Source organism: Mycobacterium sp. SVM_VP21, assembly GCA_024758765.1.
GTDB classification, from domain to species: domain Bacteria; phylum Actinomycetota; class Actinomycetes; order Mycobacteriales; family Mycobacteriaceae; genus Mycobacterium; species Mycobacterium heraklionense_C.
Map to the genome: position 1 here is coordinate 2,842,737 of CP101406.1, position 23,125 is coordinate 2,865,861.

Annotated in this window: 24 protein-coding genes and 1 pseudogene; 13 read left to right on the forward strand and 12 right to left on the reverse strand. The window is 67.4% G+C overall.

Annotated elements, in window-relative coordinates; genetic code table 11:
* Positions 1-13 precede the first annotated feature (13 nt).
* Positions 14-814, forward strand: a complete 801-nt coding sequence (pyrF, locus tag NM962_13125; protein UVO14712.1) for an orotidine-5'-phosphate decarboxylase — start codon at positions 14-16, stop codon at positions 812-814.
* Positions 815-915: 101 nt separating this feature from the next.
* Here pyrF and NM962_13130 read toward each other — a convergent pair whose 3' ends face one another.
* Positions 916-1,350 carry a hypothetical protein gene (locus tag NM962_13130; protein ID UVO10958.1) on the reverse strand — a complete coding sequence of 145 codons (435 nt, stop codon included), beginning with the start codon at positions 1,348-1,350 and terminating at the stop codon, positions 916-918.
* Positions 1,351-2,136: 786 nt separating this feature from the next.
* Between NM962_13130 and mihF the strand changes: the two genes are divergently transcribed.
* The 7 genes from mihF (at position 2,137) to metK (ending at position 8,194) form a co-directional block, all read left to right on the forward strand.
* Positions 2,137-2,454 carry an integration host factor MihF gene (gene mihF, locus NM962_13135; GenBank protein UVO10959.1) on the forward strand — a complete coding sequence of 106 codons (318 nt, stop codon included), beginning with the start codon at positions 2,137-2,139 and terminating at the stop codon, positions 2,452-2,454.
* Positions 2,455-2,461: 7 nt separating this feature from the next.
* Positions 2,462-3,064 carry a guanylate kinase gene (gmk, locus tag NM962_13140; protein ID UVO10960.1) on the forward strand — a complete coding sequence of 201 codons (603 nt, stop codon included), beginning with the start codon at positions 2,462-2,464 and terminating at the stop codon, positions 3,062-3,064.
* A gap of 68 nt (positions 3,065-3,132) precedes the next feature.
* Positions 3,133-3,453, forward strand: a complete 321-nt coding sequence (gene rpoZ, locus NM962_13145; protein ID UVO10961.1) for a DNA-directed RNA polymerase subunit omega — start codon at positions 3,133-3,135, stop codon at positions 3,451-3,453.
* Positions 3,454-3,481: 28 nt separating this feature from the next.
* Positions 3,482-4,729 carry a bifunctional phosphopantothenoylcysteine decarboxylase/phosphopantothenate--cysteine ligase CoaBC gene (gene coaBC, locus NM962_13150; protein ID UVO10962.1) on the forward strand — a complete coding sequence of 416 codons (1,248 nt, stop codon included), beginning with the start codon at positions 3,482-3,484 and terminating at the stop codon, positions 4,727-4,729.
* Between the two features lie 83 nt (positions 4,730-4,812).
* On the forward strand, positions 4,813-6,171 hold the full coding sequence (hpnE, locus tag NM962_13155; protein ID UVO10963.1) for a hydroxysqualene dehydroxylase HpnE: 1,359 nt from the start codon (positions 4,813-4,815) through the stop codon (positions 6,169-6,171).
* Between the two features lie 47 nt (positions 6,172-6,218).
* Positions 6,219-6,782, forward strand: a complete 564-nt coding sequence (locus NM962_13160) for a TetR/AcrR family transcriptional regulator (GenBank protein UVO10964.1) — start codon at positions 6,219-6,221, stop codon at positions 6,780-6,782.
* A 200-nt stretch (positions 6,783-6,982) separates the two neighbouring features.
* The gene (gene metK, locus NM962_13165; protein ID UVO10965.1) at positions 6,983-8,194 is read left to right on the forward strand and encodes a methionine adenosyltransferase; all 1,212 of its coding nucleotides are present in this window, start codon (positions 6,983-6,985) and stop codon (positions 8,192-8,194) included.
* A 74-nt stretch (positions 8,195-8,268) separates the two neighbouring features.
* Here the strand turns inward: metK and NM962_13170 are convergent, their stop codons facing one another.
* The 3 genes from NM962_13170 to NM962_13180 form a co-directional block, all read right to left on the reverse strand.
* On the reverse strand, positions 8,269-9,867 hold the full coding sequence (locus NM962_13170; GenBank protein ID UVO10966.1) for an NAD(P)/FAD-dependent oxidoreductase: 1,599 nt from the start codon (positions 9,865-9,867) through the stop codon (positions 8,269-8,271).
* Between the two features lie 69 nt (positions 9,868-9,936).
* Positions 9,937-10,323 carry a VOC family protein gene (locus NM962_13175; protein ID UVO10967.1) on the reverse strand — a complete coding sequence of 129 codons (387 nt, stop codon included), beginning with the start codon at positions 10,321-10,323 and terminating at the stop codon, positions 9,937-9,939.
* Positions 10,324-11,253: an alpha/beta hydrolase gene (locus tag NM962_13180; protein ID UVO10968.1), complete on the reverse strand. Its 930-nt coding sequence runs from the start codon at positions 11,251-11,253 to the stop codon at positions 10,324-10,326.
* Here NM962_13180 and NM962_13185 point away from each other — a divergent pair.
* The gene (locus tag NM962_13185; protein UVO14713.1) at positions 11,252-11,974 is read left to right on the forward strand and encodes a lysoplasmalogenase; all 723 of its coding nucleotides are present in this window, start codon (positions 11,252-11,254) and stop codon (positions 11,972-11,974) included. The two genes, NM962_13180 and NM962_13185, sit on opposite strands and share 2 nt — an antisense overlap.
* Before the next feature lie 23 nt (positions 11,975-11,997).
* Here the strand turns inward: NM962_13185 and NM962_13190 are convergent, their stop codons facing one another.
* A complete protein-coding gene (locus NM962_13190; protein UVO10969.1) occupies positions 11,998-13,356 on the reverse strand; it encodes a DUF4226 domain-containing protein in 1,359 nt (452 codons plus the stop codon).
* Positions 13,357-13,628: 272 nt separating this feature from the next.
* Between NM962_13190 and NM962_13195 the strand changes: the two genes are divergently transcribed.
* Entirely contained in the window at positions 13,629-15,572 is a 1,944-nt protein-coding gene (locus NM962_13195) for a primosomal protein N' (GenBank protein ID UVO14714.1), read from the forward strand.
* A gap of 19 nt (positions 15,573-15,591) precedes the next feature.
* Here NM962_13195 and NM962_13200 read toward each other — a convergent pair whose 3' ends face one another.
* The gene (locus NM962_13200; GenBank protein ID UVO10970.1) at positions 15,592-16,506 is read right to left on the reverse strand and encodes a DUF732 domain-containing protein; all 915 of its coding nucleotides are present in this window, start codon (positions 16,504-16,506) and stop codon (positions 15,592-15,594) included.
* 497 nt (positions 16,507-17,003) lie between these two features.
* Between NM962_13200 and NM962_13205 the strand changes: the two genes are divergently transcribed.
* A complete protein-coding gene (locus NM962_13205) occupies positions 17,004-17,894 on the forward strand; it encodes a universal stress protein (protein ID UVO10971.1) in 891 nt (296 codons plus the stop codon).
* Positions 17,895-17,985: 91 nt separating this feature from the next.
* Here the strand turns inward: NM962_13205 and NM962_13210 are convergent, their stop codons facing one another.
* The 6 genes and pseudogenes from NM962_13210 to NM962_13235 all read right to left on the reverse strand — a co-directional run bounded on the left by NM962_13210 (position 17,986) and on the right by NM962_13235 (position 22,373).
* Positions 17,986-18,663, reverse strand: a complete 678-nt coding sequence (locus tag NM962_13210; protein ID UVO10972.1) for a response regulator transcription factor — start codon at positions 18,661-18,663, stop codon at positions 17,986-17,988.
* Positions 18,660-19,511, reverse strand: coding sequence for a universal stress protein (locus NM962_13215; GenBank protein UVO10973.1), 852 nt, complete (start codon positions 19,509-19,511; stop codon positions 18,660-18,662). Before NM962_13215 ends, NM962_13210 begins: the two co-directional genes overlap by 4 nt.
* 8 nt (positions 19,512-19,519) lie before the next feature.
* Positions 19,520-20,503, reverse strand: a complete 984-nt coding sequence (locus NM962_13220; GenBank protein UVO10974.1) for an NAD(P)H nitroreductase — start codon at positions 20,501-20,503, stop codon at positions 19,520-19,522.
* Positions 20,504-20,823: 320 nt separating this feature from the next.
* A complete protein-coding gene (locus NM962_13225) occupies positions 20,824-21,402 on the reverse strand; it encodes a hypothetical protein (protein ID UVO14934.1) in 579 nt (192 codons plus the stop codon).
* Positions 21,403-21,540: 138 nt separating this feature from the next.
* Positions 21,541-21,792, reverse strand: a pseudogene (locus NM962_13230) (DUF732 domain-containing protein).
* Between the two features lie 119 nt (positions 21,793-21,911).
* Positions 21,912-22,373, reverse strand: coding sequence for a hypothetical protein (locus NM962_13235; protein ID UVO10975.1), 462 nt, complete (start codon positions 22,371-22,373; stop codon positions 21,912-21,914).
* Between the two features lie 317 nt (positions 22,374-22,690).
* Here NM962_13235 and NM962_13240 point away from each other — a divergent pair, with 317 nt between their 5' ends.
* Together NM962_13240 and NM962_13245 are read left to right on the forward strand one after the other, a co-directional pair.
* Positions 22,691-22,912, forward strand: a complete 222-nt coding sequence (locus NM962_13240; GenBank protein ID UVO10976.1) for a cation-transporting P-type ATPase — start codon at positions 22,691-22,693, stop codon at positions 22,910-22,912.
* Positions 22,885-23,040, forward strand: coding sequence for a hypothetical protein (locus tag NM962_13245; protein UVO10977.1), 156 nt, complete (start codon positions 22,885-22,887; stop codon positions 23,038-23,040). Before NM962_13240 ends, NM962_13245 begins: the two co-directional genes overlap by 28 nt.
* Positions 23,041-23,125: the final 85 nt, after the last annotated feature.

Here is a 23,125-nt window from a genome sequence, read left to right on the forward strand (position 1 = left end):
CCTGGCCGACGCGATGGCGGCCCGCGGGCCGCTGTGCCTGGGCATCGACCCGCACCCCGAACTGCTGGCCTCGTGGGGCCTGCCTGCGACGCCGCACGGGCTGGCACGGTTCAGCGAGACGTGCGTGACGGCGTTCGCCGGGTTCGCCGTCGTCAAGCCGCAGGTGGCGTTCTTCGAGGCGTACGGGTCGGCCGGCTTCGCTGTGCTGGAGCGCACCATCGCGGCGCTGCGCGAGGCCGGTGTGCTGGTGCTGGCCGACGCCAAGCGCGGCGACATCGGCTCGACCATGGCCGCCTATGCGGCCGCCTGGGCCGGGCAGTCGCCGTTGGCCGCCGACGCGGTGACGGCCTCGCCCTACTTGGGCTTCGGGTCACTGCAGCCGCTGCTGGAGACCGCCGCGCAGCATCGGCGGGGAGTGTTCGTGTTGGCGGCCACTTCCAACCCGGAGGGCGCCAGCGTGCAACGTGCCCAGGCCGCGGACGGCCGCACCGTGGCGCAGGCGATCGTCGACGCGGCCGCGGAAGCCAATCGGGCCGGGGCTGCGGTGGGACTGGGCTCGATCGGGGTCGTGGTGGGCGCCACGCTGCGCGAGGTGCCCGATCTGAGCGAGCTGGGCGGGCCTGTGCTGGTGCCGGGCATTGGTGCCCAGGGAGGGCGCCCAGAGGCCCTTGCCGGGCTCGGAGGGGCCGCGCAGGGCACTTTGCTGCCGGCGGTCTCGCGGGAGGTGCTGCGCGCCGGCCCGGACGCAGGTGCGCTGCGTGCCGCGGCGGAGCGGCTGCGGGACAGCGTCGCCTATTTGGCCGCTGCGGGATAGCTGTCGGACTCATCTAGGTCCGACTCGGTCGCCCGAGTCAACGCAACAGGGCCTGCGTGGGCGCCTTGGCTGGGGCGCCCACGCAGGCCCTGGATTGCTCGTTACCGGCCGCCGAAGTTGACGCCCCCGCCGGTGTTGGCGTGGTAACCGCCGCCGAAGGGCCCCATGTTGACGTTGGCGCTGTTGTTCTGTCCGCCGCCGGCGCCGATTCCGTTAGGGCCGAAGTTGAAGCCGCCGTTTCTGCCGACATTCATTCCGCCACCGAACGGCCCCATGTTGACGTTGGCGCCGTTGTTCTGTCCGCCGCCGGCGCCGATTCCGTTAGGGCCGAAGTTGAAGCCGCCGTTATTGCCGGCATGCATTCCGCCGCCGAAGGGCCCCATGTTGACATTGACCCCGCCGTTGTTGCCGGCGCCACCGGTGATTCCGTCATTGGGCTCGGCGCTGGCCGCGCCGATCCCGAAAGCCCCGAGGGCCAACACCGCGGACGTCGCAAGAGCCCATCGGCCGGCACGGCCGACTGTCGTCATCATCATGAATTCCCACTTTCTCTACCGAAACGGTATTCAGCGGAAATGTTCATAGTCATACCCCCCCATAAACACCCCCGGGTGGACCACCCACCTGGCCGGAACATTAGGCGGCTAACCCGCGGCTTCGACCTTGCAAATGTAAAACCACCCTTAATAGTTGCTGTCAGTCCATCGAGTTCCCAGATCTCTGTTTCTGGCTGCGCCGCTAGGGCGTTTGCGCACAAATACCAGGCGTTGGGGGCCACCGGGTTTCCGTGTGCGAATCCGCGTGCTCGCGGCACGAGCACGACGAACTCGGCGCCGAACTCCCGCCTGACGGTGGCCGAACATGGTGCTCACCCGCCTCCTTGAGGTGCCGGCGGTTGTCGCGATCGATCCCCGATGGAGATGCCGCAGGGTTGCCGCAGCCGCCCTCGACACGCCCGACACGCCGCGAGGTGCGAAGTCAATGGCATGAATGTCCGGTCACATCCCCCGACGCCCCTGCTGTGCCCATGGCGCGGCATCCCATCCGGCCGACGAGAAGGAGCAAAAGGCTAGGTCAGAGCGGTTTTTGGGGTCGTGTAGCCGGGGATCGCGATTCACCAGGGGAGGGCAGGCCGATCGCGGCCGACTCGGGTTGGACGGCGCCGCGCCCAAACCCCATACGCTGGGCATTTGTAGCCGGAAACGGGGGGGTGGGGTTAGATTTCGTCAGACGGCGTGGGTACGGTCGTCGTCTCTGGCCGAAGTACCTGGCCGGGACAAGGAAAACATCGACGTTGTCGATGATGACGAGACGGAGGAATCGTGGCCCTTCCCCAGTTGACCGACGAGCAGCGCGCCGCCGCGTTGGAGAAGGCGGCGGCCGCGCGTCGGGCCCGAGCGGAGCTCAAGGACCGGCTGAAGCGTGGCGGCACCAATCTCAAGCAGGTGCTCAAGGACGCCGAGACCGACGAGGTCCTTGGCAAGATGAAGGTGTCTGCGCTGCTGGAAGCGTTGCCGAAGGTCGGCAAGGTCAAGGCGCAGGAGATCATGACCGAGCTGGAGATCGCCCCCACCCGCCGGCTGCGCGGCCTGGGCGACCGGCAGCGCAAGGCGCTGCTGGAGAAGTTCGACTTCTCCTGACCCGGCAGTGAATACCGGTGGAGGACCGGACAGCGGGCACGCGGGACGCGTTGTAGTGCTGTCCGGTCCATCCGCGGTCGGTAAGTCGAGTGTGGTCCGGTGCCTGCGAGAGCGGGTACCGGACCTGTATTTCAGTGTGTCGGCCACTACCCGGGCACCCAGGCCCGGGGAGGTGGACGGCGTCGACTACCGATTTGTTTCGCCCGCCGAGTTCGACCGGCTGGTCGAGAAAAATGAGCTGCTGGAGTGGGCCGACATTCATGGCGGCCTGCAGCGCTCAGGTACACCGGCGGCGCCCGTCGTCGACGCCACCCGCTCCGGCCGGCCCGTTCTGATCGAGGTCGACCTGGCCGGGGCCCGGGCCATCAAGAAGGCCCTTCCGGAGGCTGTGACGGTGTTTCTGGCCCCGCCGGACTGGGAGACACTGCAGGCCAGACTGGCCGGCCGCGGCACCGAATCCGCAGAGGTCATGGAACGCCGATTGGCCACCGCACGCACCGAGTTGGCGGCGCAGGGAGACTTCGACGCCATCGTGGTCAACAGTCGATTGGAAACAGCCTGCTCAGAATTGGTATCCTTGCTGGTGGATACCGCACCGGGCGCGGTCTGATTGACCCGGACGATAACCAGCAGGCGCGCCCCGCCCCCCAGCCAAAGAGCTTCAGGAGATTGTCTTAAGTGAGTACCTCGCAGACCGAGTCAGCTGCGCTGACCGACGCCGACGAGTTCGACCCGGCGTCGATCGGCGGTTATGACACGCCCCTCGGCATCACCAACCCGCCCATCGACGAGCTGTTGCAGCGGGCGTCGAGCAAGTACGCGCTGGTGATCTACGCGGCCAAGCGGGCGCGGCAGATCAACGACTACTACAACCAGCTCGGTGAGGGCATCCTCGAATACGTCGGGCCGCTGGTCGAGCCCGGCCTGCAGGAGAAGCCGCTGTCGATCGCGCTGCGCGAGATCCACGGCGACCTGCTCGAATACACCGAAGGCGAGTAGCCGGAGCCGGGCAGGACGGGTCATACCGGTGGGCCAGAAACGGGTCGTCGTCGGTGTCTCCGGAGGCATCGCCGCATACAAGGCATGCACCGTGGTCCGACAGCTGGCCGAGGCCGGCCATTCGGTTCGCGTCGTCCCGACCGAGTCCGCCCTGCGGTTCGTCGGGGCAGCCACCTTCGAGGCGCTCTCGGGCCAACCGGTCGACACCGGGGTCTTCGACGACGTTCCCAGCGTCCCCCATGTGGCGATCGGCCAGCAGGCCGACTTGGTGGTGGTGGCACCGGCCACTGCGGACCTGTTGGCCCGCGCAGTGGCCGGTCGCGCCGACGACCTGCTGACCGCCACCCTGCTCACCGCCCGCTGTCCGGTGCTGTTCGCCCCGGCCATGCATACCGAGATGTGGCAGCATCCGGCCACCGTCGCCAACGTGGCGACGCTGCGGGAACGCGGCGCGGTCGTCCTTGAGCCCGCATCGGGCCGGTTGACCGGCGCCGACACCGGCCCGGGTCGGCTTCCCGAGGCCGAAGAGATCAACACTTTCGCGTCGCTGCTGCTGGAGCGCGCCGACGCGTTGCCTCACGACCTGGCCGGGCAGAAGGTCCTGGTGACCGCGGGCGGCACCCGCGAGCCGATCGACCCGGTCCGCTTCATCGGCAACCGCAGCTCGGGCAAACAGGGGTATGCGGTGGCCCGGGTGGCAGCCCAGCGCGGCGCCGAGGTCACCCTGATCGCCGCGCACACCGCGGGTCTGATCGATCCGGCCGGCGTCCACGTGGTGCACGTCAGCTCGGCCCAGCAACTGCATGATGCGGTGTCCAAGCACGCCCCCGACGCGCACGTGCTGGTGATGGCCGCCGCTGTCGCCGACTTCCGTCCGGTACGGGTGGCGCAGGCCAAGATCAAGAAGGGCCCCGACAGCGCGGGGGAGCCGACCATCGAACTGGTCCGCAACGAGGACGTGTTGGCCGGCGCTGTGCGTGCCCGCACCGACGGACAACTGCCCAATATGCAGGCCATTGTCGGTTTCGCCGCAGAGACCGGCGACGAGAACGGCGACGTGCTGTTCCACGCCCGGGCGAAGTTGCGCCGCAAGGGCTGTGACCTGTTGGTGGTCAACGCGGTCGGGGACGGCCGGGCATTCGAGGTCGACCACAACGACGGGTGGCTGCTGGCCGCCGATGGAACCGAGTCCGCCCTGGAGTCGGGATCCAAGACGTTGATGGCCAGCCGCATCGTGGACGCGATCGTGGCGTTCCTTGCCAGTAGCCGCGGCTAGCGCGGCCCACGTCACTGGATCGTTGACCGTTCCCCCTGCCTGGATTAACTTTCAGATCGTAAGTTAGTCGAGAGGGGTCGGGCATGGACGATCGTCGCTACGTGGTGATCGGGGGCGGCCTGGCCGGGCTGGCCGCCGCGGTCTGGTTGGCCGAGGCCGGCAAGAAAGTGACGCTGCTGGAGCGGCGCGGGCGGCTCGGCGGACGCACCCAGGCGATGCAGGTGCCGGGAATAGCGGACCTCGCGGACAACGGCCAGCATGTGATCGCCAGCGGCTACGACCACCTGTTTCGCTACCTGACCAGTGTCGGAACCCGATCGATGGTCGAGTTCCCGACCGGCGGAACGCTGCGCTGGCCCGGCGGGGCCACCACCACTCTGGTGACCCGCGGACTGGGCGCGGTGCGAACCTTGTTCGGGCCGCACCCCGACGCGAGCCTGCTCGATCGGCTGCGGACCGCTGCGGCGACGGTGCGCCTGACCGGTGAGGCACTGTTCCAACCCGCTGATCTGCCCGATCTGACGACCGACCAGTGGCTGCGCCGCGTCGGGATGCCCGCCCGGGCCCGGGAAGCGGTGTGGGACTGGCTGGCGCTCGGCATCGCCGCCGAGCCGGTGGACCGGGGTTCGGCGAAGGTCTTTGCCGATGTCCTGGCCACCGGAATCCGACTCGGGCTACGCCACCGCAGCGCAGTGACGATCGGTTATCCCACCACAGATCTCGACACGCTCTACATCACCGGTGCGCTCGCCGTTTTCGACCGGCTGGGCGTGGACGTGCGCTACCGCGCGGTGGCCCGGCGAATTGTTGTGGAGAACAACGCCGTTCGTGCCGTGCAGTTGGCGGATGGCACTGAGCTGGCGGCGGACGCGGTGGTGTGCGCAGTGCCCAACTCGAATGTCGCCGGTTTGCTCGACGATCTGCCCGAACACGCCGAAATTTACGCCGCGGCAGAAAAATTGCACTACACACCGATCGTGAGCACCAACCTCTACCTGGACCGCCCGTTGGGCACCGCGGCGGCGATGGAATCGGTGATCGGCGGTGCGGGCGTCATCGATGAGGTGTTCGACCGGCAGCGGATGCAGCGCCGCGATCCAGGCGGCGCCTGGCTGTATTGCCTGACCACCAGCGGTGCCTACGAGCAGATCCACCGGTCCAACGAGCAGATCGTCGCTGAGCAGATGGACCTGCTGCGACGTTACTATCCGGCCGCGGCCGAGGCGAACGTGGTGGCCGCGCAGGTGGTCAAGATGCCCAAGGCCACCTTCTCGCAGGTGGTGGGCACCGATGGGCTGCGCCCGGATCAGCGCACGTCGGTGCCGAGCCTGGTGCTCGCCGGCGACTGGACCCGCACCGATTGGTCGGCGACCATGGAGAGTGCCGCGCAGAGCGCTGCCCGCGCCGTGGAGTTGCTGCTCGAGCTGCCGGCATCCACATGAGCGCGCAGCCAGAGCCGAAGCGGCGGATGTCGGCACACGCGCGACGGATGCAGTTGCTCGATCACGCTCGTAACATTGTCTCCACCGAGGGCTATGCCGCGGTAACCATCGAACGGGTGGCCCGCGCCGCGCAGGTGACCCGGACGGTGGTCTACCAGAACTTCGGCGATCTGGCCGGCTTGATGACGGCGCTGCTGGACCGCGAATCGGCGATTGCTTTCGCCGGAATGCGCAGCGTCGAGGGGCCGCTCGACGACGACCCAGACGCGCTCGGCCGCGCCATCCTGGCGTATCTGCATGCGGCGCCTACCAGTTGGCGCATCATCCTCAGCCCGCCCGCCGGCGCCCCGCCGCAGTTGGGGGCCCGCACGGAAGCGGGCCGTCGCTATGCCCGAACCATCGCCGCGGCGCGGCTCTCTCGGTTGGCAGGCCACCGGATTGACGCTGACGGCGTGACGACGCGGCTGTTGTTGTCGGCATTGGAAGAACTGGCCCTGCTCCATCTCACGGACCCGCAAGCCCACCCGGACGAATTGGTACTGACTTATCTGCGATCACTGGTCGGCTGGGCGGTTCGGGTCGAGACGGCGACGGCGGCGACTGGTCGGTAGAGTAGGCGGTCGCAGGGCCGAGTCGTTCGGGATTCTCGTCGTGGGGGATGTTGTCGAGAATCTTCTGGACGCGGGGCGGCGCCGCCATTTCCCGGCCCATGACACGGGGGGTGGGCACCGGGCTGCCAGGCTCTCCCGAGGACCGCACGGCTATATTAGCCCGAGCTAACTTTTGGATCGATTACCCGGAAGGCGACATTGTGAGCGAAAAGGGACGGCTGTTCACCAGCGAGTCGGTGACGGAAGGCCACCCCGACAAGATCTGTGACGCCATCAGCGACTCGGTGCTCGATGCACTCCTCGCCGATGACCCTCGCTCACGTGTCGCGGTGGAGACCCTGGTCACCACCGGCCAGGTGCACGTGGTCGGTGAGGTGACGACCAATGCCCGCGAGGCGTTCGCCAACATCACCAACACCGTGCGCGAGCGCATCCTGGAGATCGGCTACGACTCGTCGGACAAGGGCTTTGACGGCGCGAGCTGCGGGGTCAACATCGGGATCGGTGCACAGTCGCCTGACATCGCCCAGGGCGTCGACACCGCGCATGAAGCCCGCGTCGAGGGCGCGGCCGACCCGCTCGACTCTCAGGGCGCCGGCGACCAGGGCCTGATGTTCGGCTACGCGATCGCCGACACCCCGGAGCTGATGCCGCTGCCCATCGCGTTGGCGCACCGGCTCTCGCGGAGGCTGACCGAGGTCCGCAAGAACGGCACGCTGGACTACCTGCGCCCGGACGGCAAGACCCAGGTCACCATCGAGTACGAGGATGACGTCCCGACCCGGCTGGACACCGTGGTGATCTCGACCCAGCACGCCGAGGGAATCGACCTGGTCAAGACCCTGGACCCCGACCTGCGGGAGCACGTGATCTCCACCGTGCTTGCCGAGCTTGCCCACGAGACCCTGGATTCCTCGTCGACTCGCGTGCTGATCAACCCGACCGGCAACTTCGTCGTCGGCGGCCCGATGGGCGACGCCGGCCTGACCGGCCGCAAGATCATCGTCGACACCTACGGTGGCTGGGCTCGCCACGGCGGCGGCGCCTTCTCCGGCAAGGACCCGTCGAAGGTGGACCGCTCGGCCGCCTACGCGATGCGCTGGGTGGCCAAGAACATCGTCGCCGCGGGCTTGGCACAGCGCGTCGAGGTCCAGGTGGCCTACGCGATCGGCAAGGCCGCGCCGGTCGGTCTGTTCATCGAGACCTTCGGCACCGCCACCGTCGACCCGGTCAAGATCGAGAAGATCGTCCCGGAGGTCTTCGACCTGCGCCCGGGCGCGATCGTGCGGGACTTGGACCTGCTGCGCCCGATCTACGCGCCGACCGCGGCGTACGGCCACTTCGGCCGCACCGACATCGAACTGCCGTGGGAGCAGCTGGACAAGGTCGACGACCTCAAGCGCGCCATCTAGTCTCTCGCGAGCAGACACAAAATCGCACTCGCGGTCCCCGCGGCGTGCGATTTTGTGTCTGCTCGCGCAAAAGATCAGGCGCTGAATCGGTAATCGTCGAGGTCGAAGCGTCGGCTGCGCCAATAGGCCTCCACCGTGGTGGTGGGCCGCAACGGGACATCGCCGTTCTTGTCGAAGTAGTAGCTGTTGGCAGACTTGCAGCTGTCCTGCCAGAAGACCTGCCGGTGCCGCTTGCTCATCATCTCGTCGAAGTAGCGGGCGTTGGCCGCCTCGGAGATCTCGATCCGGGTCGCCCCACGGCCGCGGGCGCTCGTCAGGCACCGCACGATGTGGTGGGTCTGCGCTTCGACCAGCGCGAAATACGACGACCCGACGTAGCCGTAAGGGCCGAAGACGCTGAACAAGTTAGGGAATCCGGGGATGCTGACCCCCTCATAGGCCTGCAGTCGATGCTCGTCCCAGAACTCGCTCAGGGTCTGCCCGCCGGCTCCGGTCACCGCGAAGGTGGGGATGTTGTCGCTGTCCATCACCTTGAATCCGGTGGCCAGGATCAGGACGTCGACCTCATGGGACGTCCCGTCGGCGGTGACGACGCCGGTGGGGGTGATCCGGTCGATGGGGTCGACCACCAGGTGCACGTTGTCGCGGTTGAACGTCGACAGGTAGGTGTTGTGGAAGCCAGGGCGCTTGCAGCCGACGGCGTAGCGCGGAGTCAGCTGCTCACGCAGCACCGGATCGCGCACCTCCTTGCGCAGATACGCCCGCCCAGCCGACTCCATCCGCTTGGCCAGCGGAAACACCGTGAAGTATTGAGCAGCGATCGGGAACGTTGCCTCGACGAAAGCCTGACTGGCCAGCCGCTGCAATGCTTTGCCGCCGGGAAGTCGCATCGCCCAGCGCATCGGGGCGGCCAGCGGCACATCGAATTTCGGGAAACACCAGATCGGCGTCCGCTGAAAAACGGTGAGCGAGGAGACGATCGGTGCGATCTCCGGGATCACCTGGACCGCAGAGGCTCCGGTGCCGATAACAGCCACTCTTTTGCCGGTCAGGTCCTGCGAGTGGTCCCAGCGGGCGGTGTGGATCGTCACCCCCGCGAAGGTATCGACACCGGCGATATCAGGCAGGTTCGGGGTGGTCAGCACTCCGCTGGCGTTGATCAGGAACCGGGCCGTGGCGACTCCGGGTTCACGCCGCGGTCCCAGCTTCGCCTCTCCTTCGTCGAGCCTCGCTGAACCGCCGGGTTCACGCCGCGGTCCCAGCTTCGCCTCTCCTTCGTCGAGCCTCGCTGAACCGCCGGTGGGTTCGGTCTGCACCCGCCACCAGCCGCGCTCCTCGTCGAACTGGGCGGCAAGCACTTTGGTGGCGAACCGGATTCGCGAGCGCAGACCGTACTTGTCGACGCAGTGCTCGGCGTAAGCCTTCAGCTCCCGGCCAGGCGCATACGTGCGCGACCAGTCCGGGCTCTGCTCGAACGAGAACTGGTAGGAGAACGACGGAATGTCCACGGCGATACCCGGATAGGTGTTCCAGTGCCACGTGCCGCCGACCCCGTCGCCGGCCTCGATGATCGCAAAGTCCGACATCCCGGCACGGTCGAGGTTGATTGCCGCACCGATGCCGGAGAAGCCGGCGCCGACGATCAGAATCTCGTGGTCGGGTTTCTCGCTCACGGTCCGCTCCTCGTCGCCGGTGTCGATCGAGGTCGACGGTAGCGCGCACGCCGGGGGACCGGTGTGCTGTTACGGCATATCCTGCGGTGGCAGGCGCCACGGCGGATTTCGGCGGGCCTGGCCGGCGTGAAACAGGCATAGCCGGTGACCATCGGGATCACGCAGCCTGGCCTCTCGCCACAGCCATGGCATGTCGGTCGGCGGCTGGGTGAACTCAACCGAACCGCGCAACCGTTGATATTGCTCGTCGAGATCATCGGCTTCGAAATAGATCGTCACCTGCTCGCCGGCCGCGACCTCGCTGACGCGCTCTACCGAAAAGGTGCTGCCCCCGTCCGGGCACTCGAATCGCAGATAGTCGCCAGTCTTGACGATCAGCCGCAGACCCAGCTGCAGGTAGAACCGCTCGGCGCGGTCCAGGTCGGTGCTGCCGACGGTGACCTGGTTCAGCCGCATCTAGTACGCCAGGGCGGCGCGCAACGCGGCCAGCCCGCGGTCGGCGGCCTCGGTGGCAGACGGGATCACTCCGGCGTAGCCCAGATAGCCGTGAACCAGCGTTTCGGCGTTGTGCACCTGTACCGGAACCCCGGCAGCGGCCAGCAATTCGCCGTAGCGGATGCCGTCGTCGCGTAGCGGATCGTGGCCGGCGACCGCGATGTAGGCCGGTGGCAGGTCGGCCAGATTCTCTGCGCGTGCCGGGGCCAGCATCGCCGGCGGGCTGCTCAGGTCCAGGCCCCCGGCGTAGGCCTGCGTCAACGCGGCGATTGCGGCGCTGTCGATGATCGGCGCGTGGGCGTTCTCGGTGAACGACGGCAGGCGGCCGTCGTAGGTGGTGGCCGGATACCACAGCAACTGGAAGGCGATCGCCGGTCCACCGGCATCACGGGCCAGCTGGGACACCACCGCGGCCAGGTTGCCACCGGCCGAGTCCCCGGCTACCGCCAACCGGGCCGGATCCACACCCAGCGCAGCGGCGTGGGCCGACACCCACTCGGTGGCCGCCATCGCATCCTCGACAGCGGCCGGGAACGGATGTTCCGGGGCCAGCCGGTAATCCACCGACACCACCACCGCGCCCGCGTCGACGGCATGCATACGTGCCGTGCCGTCGTGGGTGTCGAGGTCGCCGGCGACGAAGCCGCCGCCGTGGAAGAACACCACCACCGGCGCCGCACCGGATTCGGTGCCCGCCGGCCGGTAGATGCGTATCGGCAGGTCGCCACCGGGTCCGGCGATCACCTGGTCCTCGCTGGGCAGGTCCGGGTGCACAGGTCGATGGGGCAGGTCGCGCATCGCGCGACGCGCTGCCTCGACGCCGTCGTCCAGTGTCAGTCGGAACGGGATGGCGTCCAGTACCTTCAGCACTATGGGGTCGATTGCTGGCATAGAAACACCGTACGCAACCCGCCGAGTCTTCACCGGCTGGGCGGCAGCGGGATGGCTCGGAGTGGCTTACGGCATCTTCCTGACGGTGGTGGCGTTGCGCTCTGGGCCGGGAGAGGCGCTGACCGGGCAATGGATCGGGCAGCCGGCCTTCAAGGCGGCGATGGCGGTGCTGTTGGCGTTCGCCGCGGCCGCCCACCCGATCCTGCGGGAGGCGCGCTGGCTGATACCGGCCCTGATCTTCTCCGCGACCGGTGACTGGCTACTGGCGATCCCGTGGTGGGAACCGTCCTTCGTTGCGGGTCTGGCTGCGTTCCTAGTGGCGCACCTATGTTTTCTGGGCGCGCTGTTGCCGCTGGCGGTGGTGTCGCGCGGCCGGCTGATCGGGGCGGGCCTGGTCGGGGTGAGCTGCCTGATGCTATTGGCGTGGTTCTGGCCCGGCATGGCCCGCGAAGGCATGACGTTGCCGGTGACGGTGTATGTCTTGGTGCTTGGCGCGATGGTGTGCGCCGCGCTGCTGGCGAAGCTGCCCACACCCTGGACCGCGGTCGGTGCGGTGTGCTTCGCGGTGTCGGACGCAATGATCGGAGCCAGCCAGTTCGTCTTGGGCAATGAACTGCTGGCGGCGCCGATCTGGTGGGCCTACGCGGCGGCACAGCTGCTGATCACGGCCGGGTTCTTCTTCGGCCGGTCCACCGGCACGGAAGAGGCGGCCGCGGACTGAGATTCGCCGCCGGGCCCGATCGGTCAATGCCGGTGATTCCCGGTGCCGGGGCGCAGTCGTTCCGGATCGAACGCCGGCAGTCGACGGCGGTGTAGTGCGGTCATGTGGTGGGTCGCCAACGCATCGCCATGGCCCGAAGCGATGTCGCCGATGCTGAAGAGAGACTCGCCGCCGGGAGCGAAGTAGGAGCTGTGGCTGCTCATCGGCAACGTCACGCCGCGGTTTTCGGCTTTGAACCGGGTGGATCCGTAGCCGTCTGCGGCAGGATCGGCGCCGAGCCCGATCGTTGCCGACGTTGTCGGCAGGGGCAGTTGCGGCTGGCCGCCGAAACCGGTGATCGGGTCCGACGATGCCGCCCCCACATACACATGTCCTCCTGCGGGCAGATGAAAGTCGTTGGCGCTGTGGGCCAGGTCGGTTCCCGGTGAGCCCACGAGCACTACGTCGTCGGCGCCCAATCCCGCCGAGGCCGCGGCGTCGGCCACCGTTGTCGAACCATAGGAGTGTCCGACCACCGTGACGTGCGAGGCGCCGACGTGCGACGCCGCCAGGGCGCGGACGTCGGCGGCCAGCAGTCGGCCTCCCGCCCGGGCGCCGGCCGGCTGCGTCACCGCCGGATCGAACAGGCTGTCCGGCGCGCGATAACCCATCCAGACGACGACCGAATTGCTGCGATCCGGATCGGAGCGGACGGCCTCGCGATAGACATTGCGTCCCTCCGGGTGCGACAGGTAGCCATCGCGGACGCTGCTGTGCGCGCCGGGCACCAGCACGGTGGTGTTGTCAGCGCTGTCCGGATCGCCGATCGCGATCGCGGCCCGCCCGCGTCCGCCGAACGCTGCCGGTTCGTAGATGAGCAGCAGCACCGGGGCTGTGCCGTCACTGGAGTTGGCTGTCAGCCCGTCGCGGACGCGTAGCGCGTTTTCGTAGCGCACGATGTCGGCGGCACTAAGGGCCGAAGTCGGGTTGACCACCCGCCGAATGTCGTCGGCCAGCGCCTGCCGGTTGATCCGGTCGCGCAGCCGGGCTGGCGCACCGTAACCGGCACCCATCGACCGTAACCGCGTCGTCTGGCGTCGGTTGTCGGCGACCGCGTCGCCGACCACCCGCCATATCTCTCGGGACTTGGCGGCCAGGAACAGCTGAAACTGGCGGGCACCGGCCGGGGTGTCCCACACCGGTGCCCACGGATCGTCCAGCGCGTCACGGATCTCGCCGTGGATGGCATCGAGGTGGCGGCGGCCCGCGCGGGCGTGATCGGTGGCGGCGCGCACTGCGGCGGCCAGCACGTAATCGGTCAGTCGCGCAGTCTGCATCCGCGAGGCGAGGTCCGCTTCACGGACCTGCGCCGTGGCGGCGTGGGCCCCGCGCTGTCCGGGCATACCGCAGCAACGTAATTCGGCGCAGCTGGCGTCGGCTCCGCCGATCCACAGCCCGCTCCGGTTGTGATCCGCCGTCTGCCGCGGTCGGCGGCGTCTGCTAGACCTGCGTGGTGAGTGTCGACGGTGGACCCGGCGGTTCAGCGAGCCTCGACGGAGGAGAGGTGAAGCTGGGGGCGCCGCTTGCGCCGGGCGGTTCAGCGAGCCTCGACGGAGGAGAGGTGAAGCTGGGGGCGCCGCTTGCGCCGGGCGAGCCCATCGCTCGGGTGCTGCCGATGCTCTCGGTGCCGCACCTGGACCGTGAGTTCGACTATCTCGTCACACCGGAGCAGGCCGAGGATGCCCGGCCCGGGGCACGGGTGCGGGTGCGTTTTCATGGCCGGCTGGTTGACGCCTTCGTCTGGGAGCGTCGCGTCGACACCGATCATGTCGGACGGCTGGGTCGGCTGGAGCGGGTGGTCTCGGCCGAACCGGTGCTCACCGACGAGGTCCGCCGCCTGGTGGAAGCGGTGGCCGCACGCTACGCCGGCAGCCGGGCCGACGTGCTGCGGCTGGCCGTGCCGCCGCGGCACGCCCGGGTGGAACGCGAAGCGACGACGCCAACCGAATCGCCCGTCATCGCCCCGGTAGATCCCGCTGGCTGGCAGCGGTATGTGGCGGGCGGATCGTTCCTGACTGCGCTGGGCGAAGGCCGGGCCGCTCGCGCGGTATGGCAGGTGCTACCCGGGGACTTGTGGACCGACCGGTTCGTCGACGCTGCCGCCCAGACGATTCGCGCCGGCCGCACCGCACTGGCGATCGTGCCCGATCAGCGAGACGTCGACGCGCTCTGTGGTGCCGCGACGGCGCGAATCGACGAGTCAGTGGTCGTGGCGCTGTCCGCGGGATTGGGTCCGGCCACCCGTTACCGGCGCTGGCTGTCGGTACTGCGCGGCGGGGCGCGCCTGGTGATCGGCACGCGCAGCGCGGTGTTCGCCCCCCTGGCCGATCTGGGCCTGGTGATGGTCTGGGATGACGGCGACGACTCGCTCGCCGAGCCCCGGGCGCCTTATCCGCATGCCCGCGACGTGGCGATGCTGCGGGCACACCTGGCGGGCTGCGCCGCCCTGATCGGCGGGCACGCCCGTACCGCCGAAGCGCATGCCCTGGTGGGCACCGGGTGGGCGCACGACGTGGTGGCCCCGCGGGCGGTGCTGCGGACGGCCGCGCCTCGGGTGGTCGCCCTCGACGACACCGGCTACGCCGAGCAGCGCGACGCCGCGGCGCGCAGCGCTCGCTTGCCCACCGTCGCCCTGCAGAGCGCGCGCAGCGCGCTGGCAGCTGGGGCGCCGGTACTGGTGCAGGTGCCCCGGCGGGGCTATGTGCCGTCGCTGGCCTGCGGGCGCTGCCGCACGATTGCCCGCTGTCGGCACTGCACCGGCCCGTTGTCGCTGTCGGAGCGCGGTAGTGCCGCCTTGTGCCGCTGGTGCGGCCGGGGCGACCCGGCGCTGCGCTGTGTGCGCTGCGGGTCGGATGCCGTGCGGGCGGTCGTCATCGGCGCCCGGCGCACCGCGGAAGAACTTGGCCGCGCCTTTCCGGGCACCCCGGTGGTCACCTCCGCCGGTGACACCATCGTCGACCGCATCGAGGACGGCGCAGCGCTGGTGATCGCCACTCCCGGCGCCGAACCCCGCGCCCCGCACGGCTACGGGGCAGCATTGCTGCTCGACAGTTGGGCGCTGCTGGGCCGCCAGGATCTGCGTGCCGCCGAGGACACGCTGCGGCGCTGGATGGGGGCGGCGGCCCTGGTGCGTGACCATGCGTCCGGCGGGCTGGTGACGGTGGTCGCCGAATCGTCGATCCCGACGGTGCAAGCCCTGATCCGGTGGGATCCGGTCGGCCACGCCGACGCCGAGTTGGCCACCCGAGCCGAGGTGGGGCTGCCGCCCGCGGTGCACATCGCTGCCCTCGACGGTGATTCGGATTCGGTGACGACGCTGCTGGAGCAGGCGCGGCTGCCGGACGGCGCCGACCTGCTGGGGCCGGTGCCGCTGCCGCCGGGCGTGCGGCGTCCAGCCGGTGTCCCCGACGAGCTGAATGTGATCCGGATGCTGGTTCGGGTGGGCCGCGATCATGGCTTACCGCTGGCCTCGGCGCTACGCCACGGCATCGGGGTGCTCAGTGCACGCGGGTCGAGCCACCCGGTGCGGGTGCAGATCGATCCACTGCACATCGGTTAGCCAATCGGCCGGTCCGGCCTCACCACGGCACGAGTTGGATCATGCCGGGTGGCCGGGGCGGCGCCGGCGGGGGCTCGGCGGGCCGGCCGTTGTCGGCGCCTCCGCCGCCGGCACCGCCGTTCCCTGGGCCGCTGCCGTCGGTGGCACTGCCGGACTGCGGACCGCCTGGGGCCGGCAGGTCTTGCGGTGGCGTCGGTGGCTGCTGCGGTGGCGGGGGCGGCAGCTGTTGCGGGGGCGGTAGCTGCTCCGGTGGCGCTGGGGGCGGTGGCGCTTGGGGCGGTGGCGGTGGGGGTTGTTGTGGGGGCTGCGGTGGCTGTTGTCGTGGCGGCGGTTTCGTGGCGGCGCCGGGGGACCGGGGAATCTTGGCCTTGGGTGCCTGCGGCGGCGGAATCTTCGGCGGTTTCGGCTGCGACGCGTCGCCGGTGGCTATGGTGTCGACCGGTGAGCCGAGCACCGCACCAATAGCGTCGACGGTGTTGCCAGCCGAAACGGTTGTTCGGTAGTTCGCCACCACCACCAGAGGGGCGGGTTCATGGGATTGCCGAGTGCGGCTGGCCGCCAGCGAGGCGATCTTGCCTTGATCGCCCGGACAGTAGACCTGCACCGCCGCCGCGATGAATCGGCTCATGGTGGCCGACAGTCGATCCGACTGTTCGCGTAAGTCCGGGTTCATTCCGTAGGCATCGTTGTTCAATCCATCCAGTACGGTCTGCGCCGGTATGCCGTCGTCGAGTTTGAGGCAGACCTTATGGCCGGCGGCGACGACGGTCGCAATGTTGTCCATGGCGGGAATTTGTTTCTCTTGGAGCACCGCCAGAAATTGATCGTCCTGACTCGGATCCGCTGCTGCAACGCCGTACGGCAGCGTTGCGACGGCGATCGCCGTCGCCGCAACGATCGTGACGCCGTGGCACGTGGTCCTCGGGGTGAACATGGCACGGTCCTCCGTTCGTGTCCGGACCGTGCCCGTCACCGGCCGTTGGGTGGGGAGGCCGCCACCGTTGCCTGAATTGACAATTGACCCAGGCAGAGGAAAACGGGCGGGCGGTGGACGTTGTCTCCGCCGGAACTGTTTGTCGCTGCTGCGTGTGGTTCCCGGTCCGCGTCAGAGCGCAGCGTGGGCATCTCGCAGAACTAGGCGAGAACCTGCGCGTCGCTACGTGGGCTTGCCGCGATGGAACATCTGTTGCGCCTCCGTTTGATGGGCGGTGGCTGTCGACTCGGCAGCTGCCGTATTAAATCGTATACCGATATTTCATCACCGGAATTGGTATTGCCGCAAGAGTTTGTTGGTCGTCATCTCGCGAGAAGATGCCGACGGATCGGCGATTGGGGCCCAACGACCCCTGCCGAATCGTCCCGGGTCGCAGTAATTTCGAAGGTAAGTCGGCTAGCCGGTCGGCCGGTCGATCAACATGGTTGGAGGCTGCGATGTCACAAGTCAGAACGACACCCGGAATCGTGGTGGGTGTCGACGGATCGCCTGAATCCGACGCGGCAGTGGCTTGGGCGACGCATGAGGCGATCATGCGCCAGTTGCCGCTCACGCTGCTGCATGTGGTGACGCCGCTGGAGACCGGCTGGCCTCCGGGGCCGGTAGTCGAGGGGATGCCCAGTTGGCAGGCCGACGAGGCGAATAAGGTCCTGGCGCGGGCCCGCAATGTGGTCGACGCCAGCCGGGGCGACACCGCGTCGCCGGAGGTGCACACCGAGATGGCCTACTCCCAGGTGGTCTCGACGCTTATCGGTGTCACCAAGAATTGCTGGCTGACTGTCGTCGGCTCAACGGGGCTGGGTGCGATCGGCCGCCTGCTGCTGGGCTCGGTGAGCACCAGCCTGATTCACCACGGGCACGGTCCGATCGCGGTCATTCGCGCCGACCGCGATTGCGAGAAAGGCGCATCCGTGGTGGTGGGCATCGACGGATCGCCGGTCTCAGAGCAAGCAACGGCGCTGGCGTTCGACGAAGCCTCCCGCCGAGGAGTGCCGCTGGTGGCCTTGCATGCCTGGAGTGACGTCGGGGTCATGCCGATCCTCAACATGGATCGGCGCGACTACGAAGTCCAGGGGCAGGAAATCCTCGCTGAGCGTCTTGCGGGTTACCAGGAGCAATATCCGGATGTTGCCGTCGAGCGGCGCGTTGTCTGTGATCAGCCCACCCGCTGGTTGGTCAAGGCGGCCGAGGATGCACAGTTGGTAGTGGTCGGCAGTCACGGGCGCGGCGGATTCGCTAGCCAGCTCTTGGGATCGGTCAGTTCTGCGGTAGCCCACGCCGCCGGGATCCCCGTGATCGTGGTTCGCCCTCGGCCGCACACCCATTGACCATCGGAGGTCTAGTCGGCAGCCTCGCTGACGCGGCGCAGTGCACGTCCGTCCATCGGGTGCGGGTGAAGATTGATCCGCTCTGACGGTGTCAATGATCGAGGTCAGTGAGTCGAGACCCGAATACTGCCGCCTGGGTGCGGCGTTGCATGTCCAGTTTGGCCAACAAGCGTGAGACGTAGTTCTTGACCGTCTTCTCGGCCAGGTACATCCGCGCGGCGATCTGCTTATTCGTCAGGCCCTCCGCCAACAGCGACAGCAATGCACGTTCCTGTTCGGTGAGCTTCGCCAGTGGGTCGGGGGCTTCTGCGCCCTTGCGGAGCCGCACCATCAGGGCCGCTGCGGCGTGGTTGTCCAGCAGGGAGCATCCGGCGCCGACATCCTTGATGGACTGCGCCAACTGCATGCCCCTGATGTCTTTCACCACATATCCGCTGGCCCCGGCCAAGATCGCATTCAGAGCCGCCTCGTCGGAGCTGTCCGAGGTCAACATGAGACAACGGAGATGAGCGACCCGGGAAAGCAGTTCACGGCATAGTTCGATGCCGTTGCCGTCCGGCAATCGGACATCGAGCACCGCGACGTCTGGCTGGACCGCAGGGATTCGCGCCAAGGCTTCCCGAACGGTCTCTGCTTCACCGACGATCATCAAGTCGGGATCGGAACTCAGCAGGGAGATCAGCCCGCGCCGGACCACCTCGTGATCGTCGACCAAGAAGACTGTCAGCGGTTTCGCCGCGGGAGCGGATTGAAAATCGTTGTCGCTCATAACCACCATGCCCGATCGCAGGTCAGCACGGTACAGCCGGCGGATTCCATGACGGCGCGGCCAGCCGGACCCAACAGCACATCCAGCGGGCCGGGGCGGCACGGATCGACGACGACCAATTGGATCGCCATGCCGCTTCGCTGCACGTGCTCAAAGGAATTGAGCAGTCCGTCGTAGTTGCTGATGGATTCCACATTAAGATCCGGGTGCTCTCGTCGGCAATGGGCTATCCGACGTTCGAGTGCCACGGCGATCTGCGGACCCGACGACGCGCGGGAGTCTTGCAGTGGCCTCGGACGGGACTGGTGCAGGGTGAAAACTCGCAGGGCCGAGGCACGAAGTCGCGCTTCGGTCGCCCCCAGGTCCAGAACACCGTCGTTGGCCGACGAACCGTCTACCACCGCGAGCACCAGACCGGTCCGTCCCGTCCGGGAGTTCGCATTCCGTGGCACGATCGCAACCGGACAATGCGCTGAGGTCGCCAGTGCTGTGGCAGTGGATCCGATACGGCCGCGTACCGCGTGGTGAAAGCCAATCGAGCCGAGACAGACCATCGCCGCCGATCGCGAGGCCTCCAGCAGTGCGCTTATCGGATGGCGACGCATGATCTCGGCTTCCATCGTGACCGGCTGTCCCCGCGATTCGATCGCCGTGATCGTGTCGTGGACCGCCTTCTCCGCGGTGGCGACATCGTTGGGCTCATGAGTGACTTCATCGATTGCGTAGAGCAGCGCCAGCGGGATGTCGCGACCGATGGCTTCGTCGGCCGCCCATAAGGCGGCCTGCAGCGCCGCGCGCGAACCATCCACACCGACTACCACGCGAGGCGCGGAGGACGACGCGGACATGCCTGCTCCTATCGACCGTGAATGGACAAAACGTCAGTGAGCGGCCGACGCCGCGTGCGGGACAGTTGCTCCGCGGTGGCGGGCGCCTTTCCAATCCGGATCAAGATCTGCGGGACCGTGTTGCGACCCACTACGGTTTCGACGATGTCTCTGGTCACCTGGAGTTCGGTGAGATGGGTCAGTGGACAGGTGGCCAAACCCGCAATCGTGCATTCCAGTAGCAGAGTGGAAAGGGCTTCACCGGTGACCAATGCGTCGGCGCGAGAATCGGACGTCGTGGACAGCACCACTATCGTTGACTGATCCTGTGGGATCTGGGCCCGTCGGTCAGGGTGGTGCGGGGCCGGAAACGCGCGCCCGACATCCACCCTGTTGCTTTCCGAAGTCGAGGGCAACGAGCCGTAGGGGATTCCAGTAGATGCTTCGAAAGGCGTTGTCCAACGGTGCAATTCAGCGTGGTACAGCGCGTCGTAGAGGCGTAGCGACTCAGCGAACTGCGATGCATAGGCCAGTCGGGGCCGGTCACGATCGGGCAGTACGTCCAGATGAACGGCGTAGTCGTCGATGCGGGCTCGCAACAGCGGCTCGAATGCATCCCAGTTCGGCGCAGGGGCTAGCGGAAGCCTGTCGCTTCGGCGTACCCAGATTGCATCCGCTCGACAGCGGTGTCCGTCCGTGACATAGCTCATCCTGTCGAACTGGATCGATGCCAGATGGTTGGGGTTGTTGGGATTCGGAAACCGATCAACATTGGCGTTCAGGCCGGCTGCGGCCATGGCCACTCGAAGATGGTCGAGCGCCGCGCCGCAACCGATCACCGCCTCACGCCCGGCGTGGTCAGATGGTAGAACCCGGCTGTCATCGAGAAACAACTGGATTTCATCGGTCTCGACCACCCACAGCCACGGCTGGATGTTGTGAAGGGACGGAGCCCGGCACGCTGCGCGTACCGCGTCTTTGATGGTTTCGGTATCCACCCGCACGGTAGGCATCTCGACCTCCGATCTCTACCTGGAATCAATAGTTCTGCGACGTCCAGAGCTGGTGTTAGGGCCGTTGGTCCCTTCGGGGACGCCGATCGGCCCGCTGTCGAATCCCCGTTGAGCCTCGTCGGTGGCGTTCATCGCCGGCCTCCGTGCAGGTTTGGACGTCGGCAGAAGTTGCAGTCAGAATCTGCCATTGCATGAATGTGATCCACATGTCGGCATTGGCGATAGGTGCGGTGATCCGTGTCGTGCGGGACCTTTGGTTGGAAAGGCCTCCGCCGAACGTCTTTCTCGATAGGGGCAAAGGCCTTGGTCGACAGGCGCATTCACCATGGCACCAGATGGATCATCCCGGGTGGCCTGGGCTGTGGTGGCCCGGCCGGGCTTCCGGGACCGCCGCTGTCGCTGCCTGCACCACCACTGCCGCCGCCGCCCGAGCCGGTGCCGCCGCCCGAGCCGGTGCCGTCGGTCGACTTGCCGGGTGCGGGACCACCGGCCGAGGGATCGATCTGCTCCGGCGGGGGTGGTGCTTGCGGCGGTGGGGGTTCGATCTGCTCCGGCGGGGGTGGTGCTTGCGGCGGTGGGGGTTCGATCTGCTCCGGCGGGGGTGGTGCTTGCGGCGGTGGGGGTTCGATCTCTTCCGGTGGAGGCGGTGGGGCCTGCGGCGGTGGGGGTTCTACTTGCTGGGGTGGGGGCGGCAACTGCCGTGGTGGCGGGGGCTTTGTAGCGGCCCGGGGCGCCTTCGGGATCTTCGACTCCGGCTGCTTCGGTGTCGGAACCTTGGGTGGCTTCGGTTGGACTATGTCGCCGGTGGCCAAGGTGCTCCGAGGTGAGCCGAGTGCCCGGTAGGGGTCTGCCAGGGTGGCCGCGCTGCCGGCCGACTCGGATTTCGTCCGGTTTGTCACGAGAGTGAACACACGCGTCGATCTGTCTGCTTGCCTAACATGACTGGCCACTGCCGGGGCGATCTTGACTTGGTCGCCTGGACAGTAGACCTCCACCGCGGCGGCGATGAATCGACTCATGGTGACCGCGAGTCGGTCCGCCTGCCGGCGCAGGTCTGGATCCATTGCGTAGGCATCGTTTTTCAACCCCGCCAAGATGGCGTCTGCCGGCACGCCGTCATCGAGCTTGCGGCATACGGTATGACCGGCGGCAACGACGGTGCTGGTGTTGTCGATAGCGGGAATCTGTTTGCTTTGAAGTACTGCCAGGAACTGGTCATCCCGACCGGGATCCGCTGCAACTGTTCCGCTCTGCAGTATTGCAGTGACCGCTATAGCGGCAGTGATCATGGCGCCGGAATATGTCGTGCTGAGGGTGATCATGGCAGGCGTCTCCGTTCTGTCGGGGCGGTTCCGATCGCCCTGCTGTTGACGCGGGGGAGGACACGGTGCGCCGGATGTACGGGGGCTCAAGCCGCGTTCGACAAGTTCTGAACTGATCCAGGAGCCTGCTTCGCCGGCTCTTCCGCGGGGGCCAGCCAGCCAACATAGGTCAGATAGAGCCCGATTGCGGCGAAGGCGAGATAGACGGTGCGCCAGACGGCCGTAGCGCCGACCAGCGAATCTGCCATGGACAGGAAGGCGGAGGGAAATGCCAACAGAAACGTCCCGCGCACCACCATCAGCCAGCCGAACAGTGAAACAATGACCGCCGCCGCACCGCGCCAATACTGGTGTAGTGCCACGACGGTGAGGCCAGCAGCCAAGATGAATGCGCCGGTGACCCATGGCCACGCGCTGTTGGCTTCGAATCCAGCGAGCAGCATGGGCATCTGCGAGGCGCGCGCGGCGGCGACGATGGTAACGATGGCCCAAAACGGTCCCAATACACGCGAGAACATTCGCGTGCGTGCCTGTTGCGATGTGGTCATTTCTCAAACCTCCGTTCAGGTGCGGTGGCGGTCGGGTGGATAGCTGCCGCATACATGGTGATTTCGATATTTCACATCGGATTCCGTGATTGCCGAAAGAGACTGAAGGCCCGCATCTTAGGGGCCATTTGCCGGGTCCGGCAGGGTCGGCATCCTGCGGGTGCGTTGCCGTGGCTCCTGAGCTGTCAACAGGTCCGGACCAGGCGGATGATTTTCCTAGCAGGTCCGTTCGGTCCCCTGGCCTCATCGATCGAATCAGTGCGAGATGGCGGTGCGGCCATCGCCACGCGCATGAACCGACGGGAGGCTCAGGAGCGATGGACCAGTCGCTTGCGACCGAAAGCGGGCTAGAGGCTCGCGAGGCTGCGCGCCGCCTTTTGGTTTACGGGCCCAATGAGCTGCCGACAGTCGGTCGGAACCGCTGGTTGAGCGCAATGATGCGTCAATTCACTCACCCGCTGGCATTGTTGCTTTGGTTAGGGCCGGTCTGGCCTTGGTATCGGGTTCGGCGGTGCTGGCAATCGCGATCGTCGCGGTGATCTTTCTCAACGCGCTGGTGGCGTTCGCCCAGGAAGAACATCAGGTGCTTTCGCGCGGTCGGCCAGACGACGATGCGCGCAAGATGTGGCAACAGCGCGTCGGTGAACTGGCTGCGCGCTGCAGCTGATCTTCGGCCCGGGCCTGGAGCCGTGGATGTTGTTGATGCTCACCCCGATGCCAATGATCGTCTGGGGCATCGACGAACTTTACCG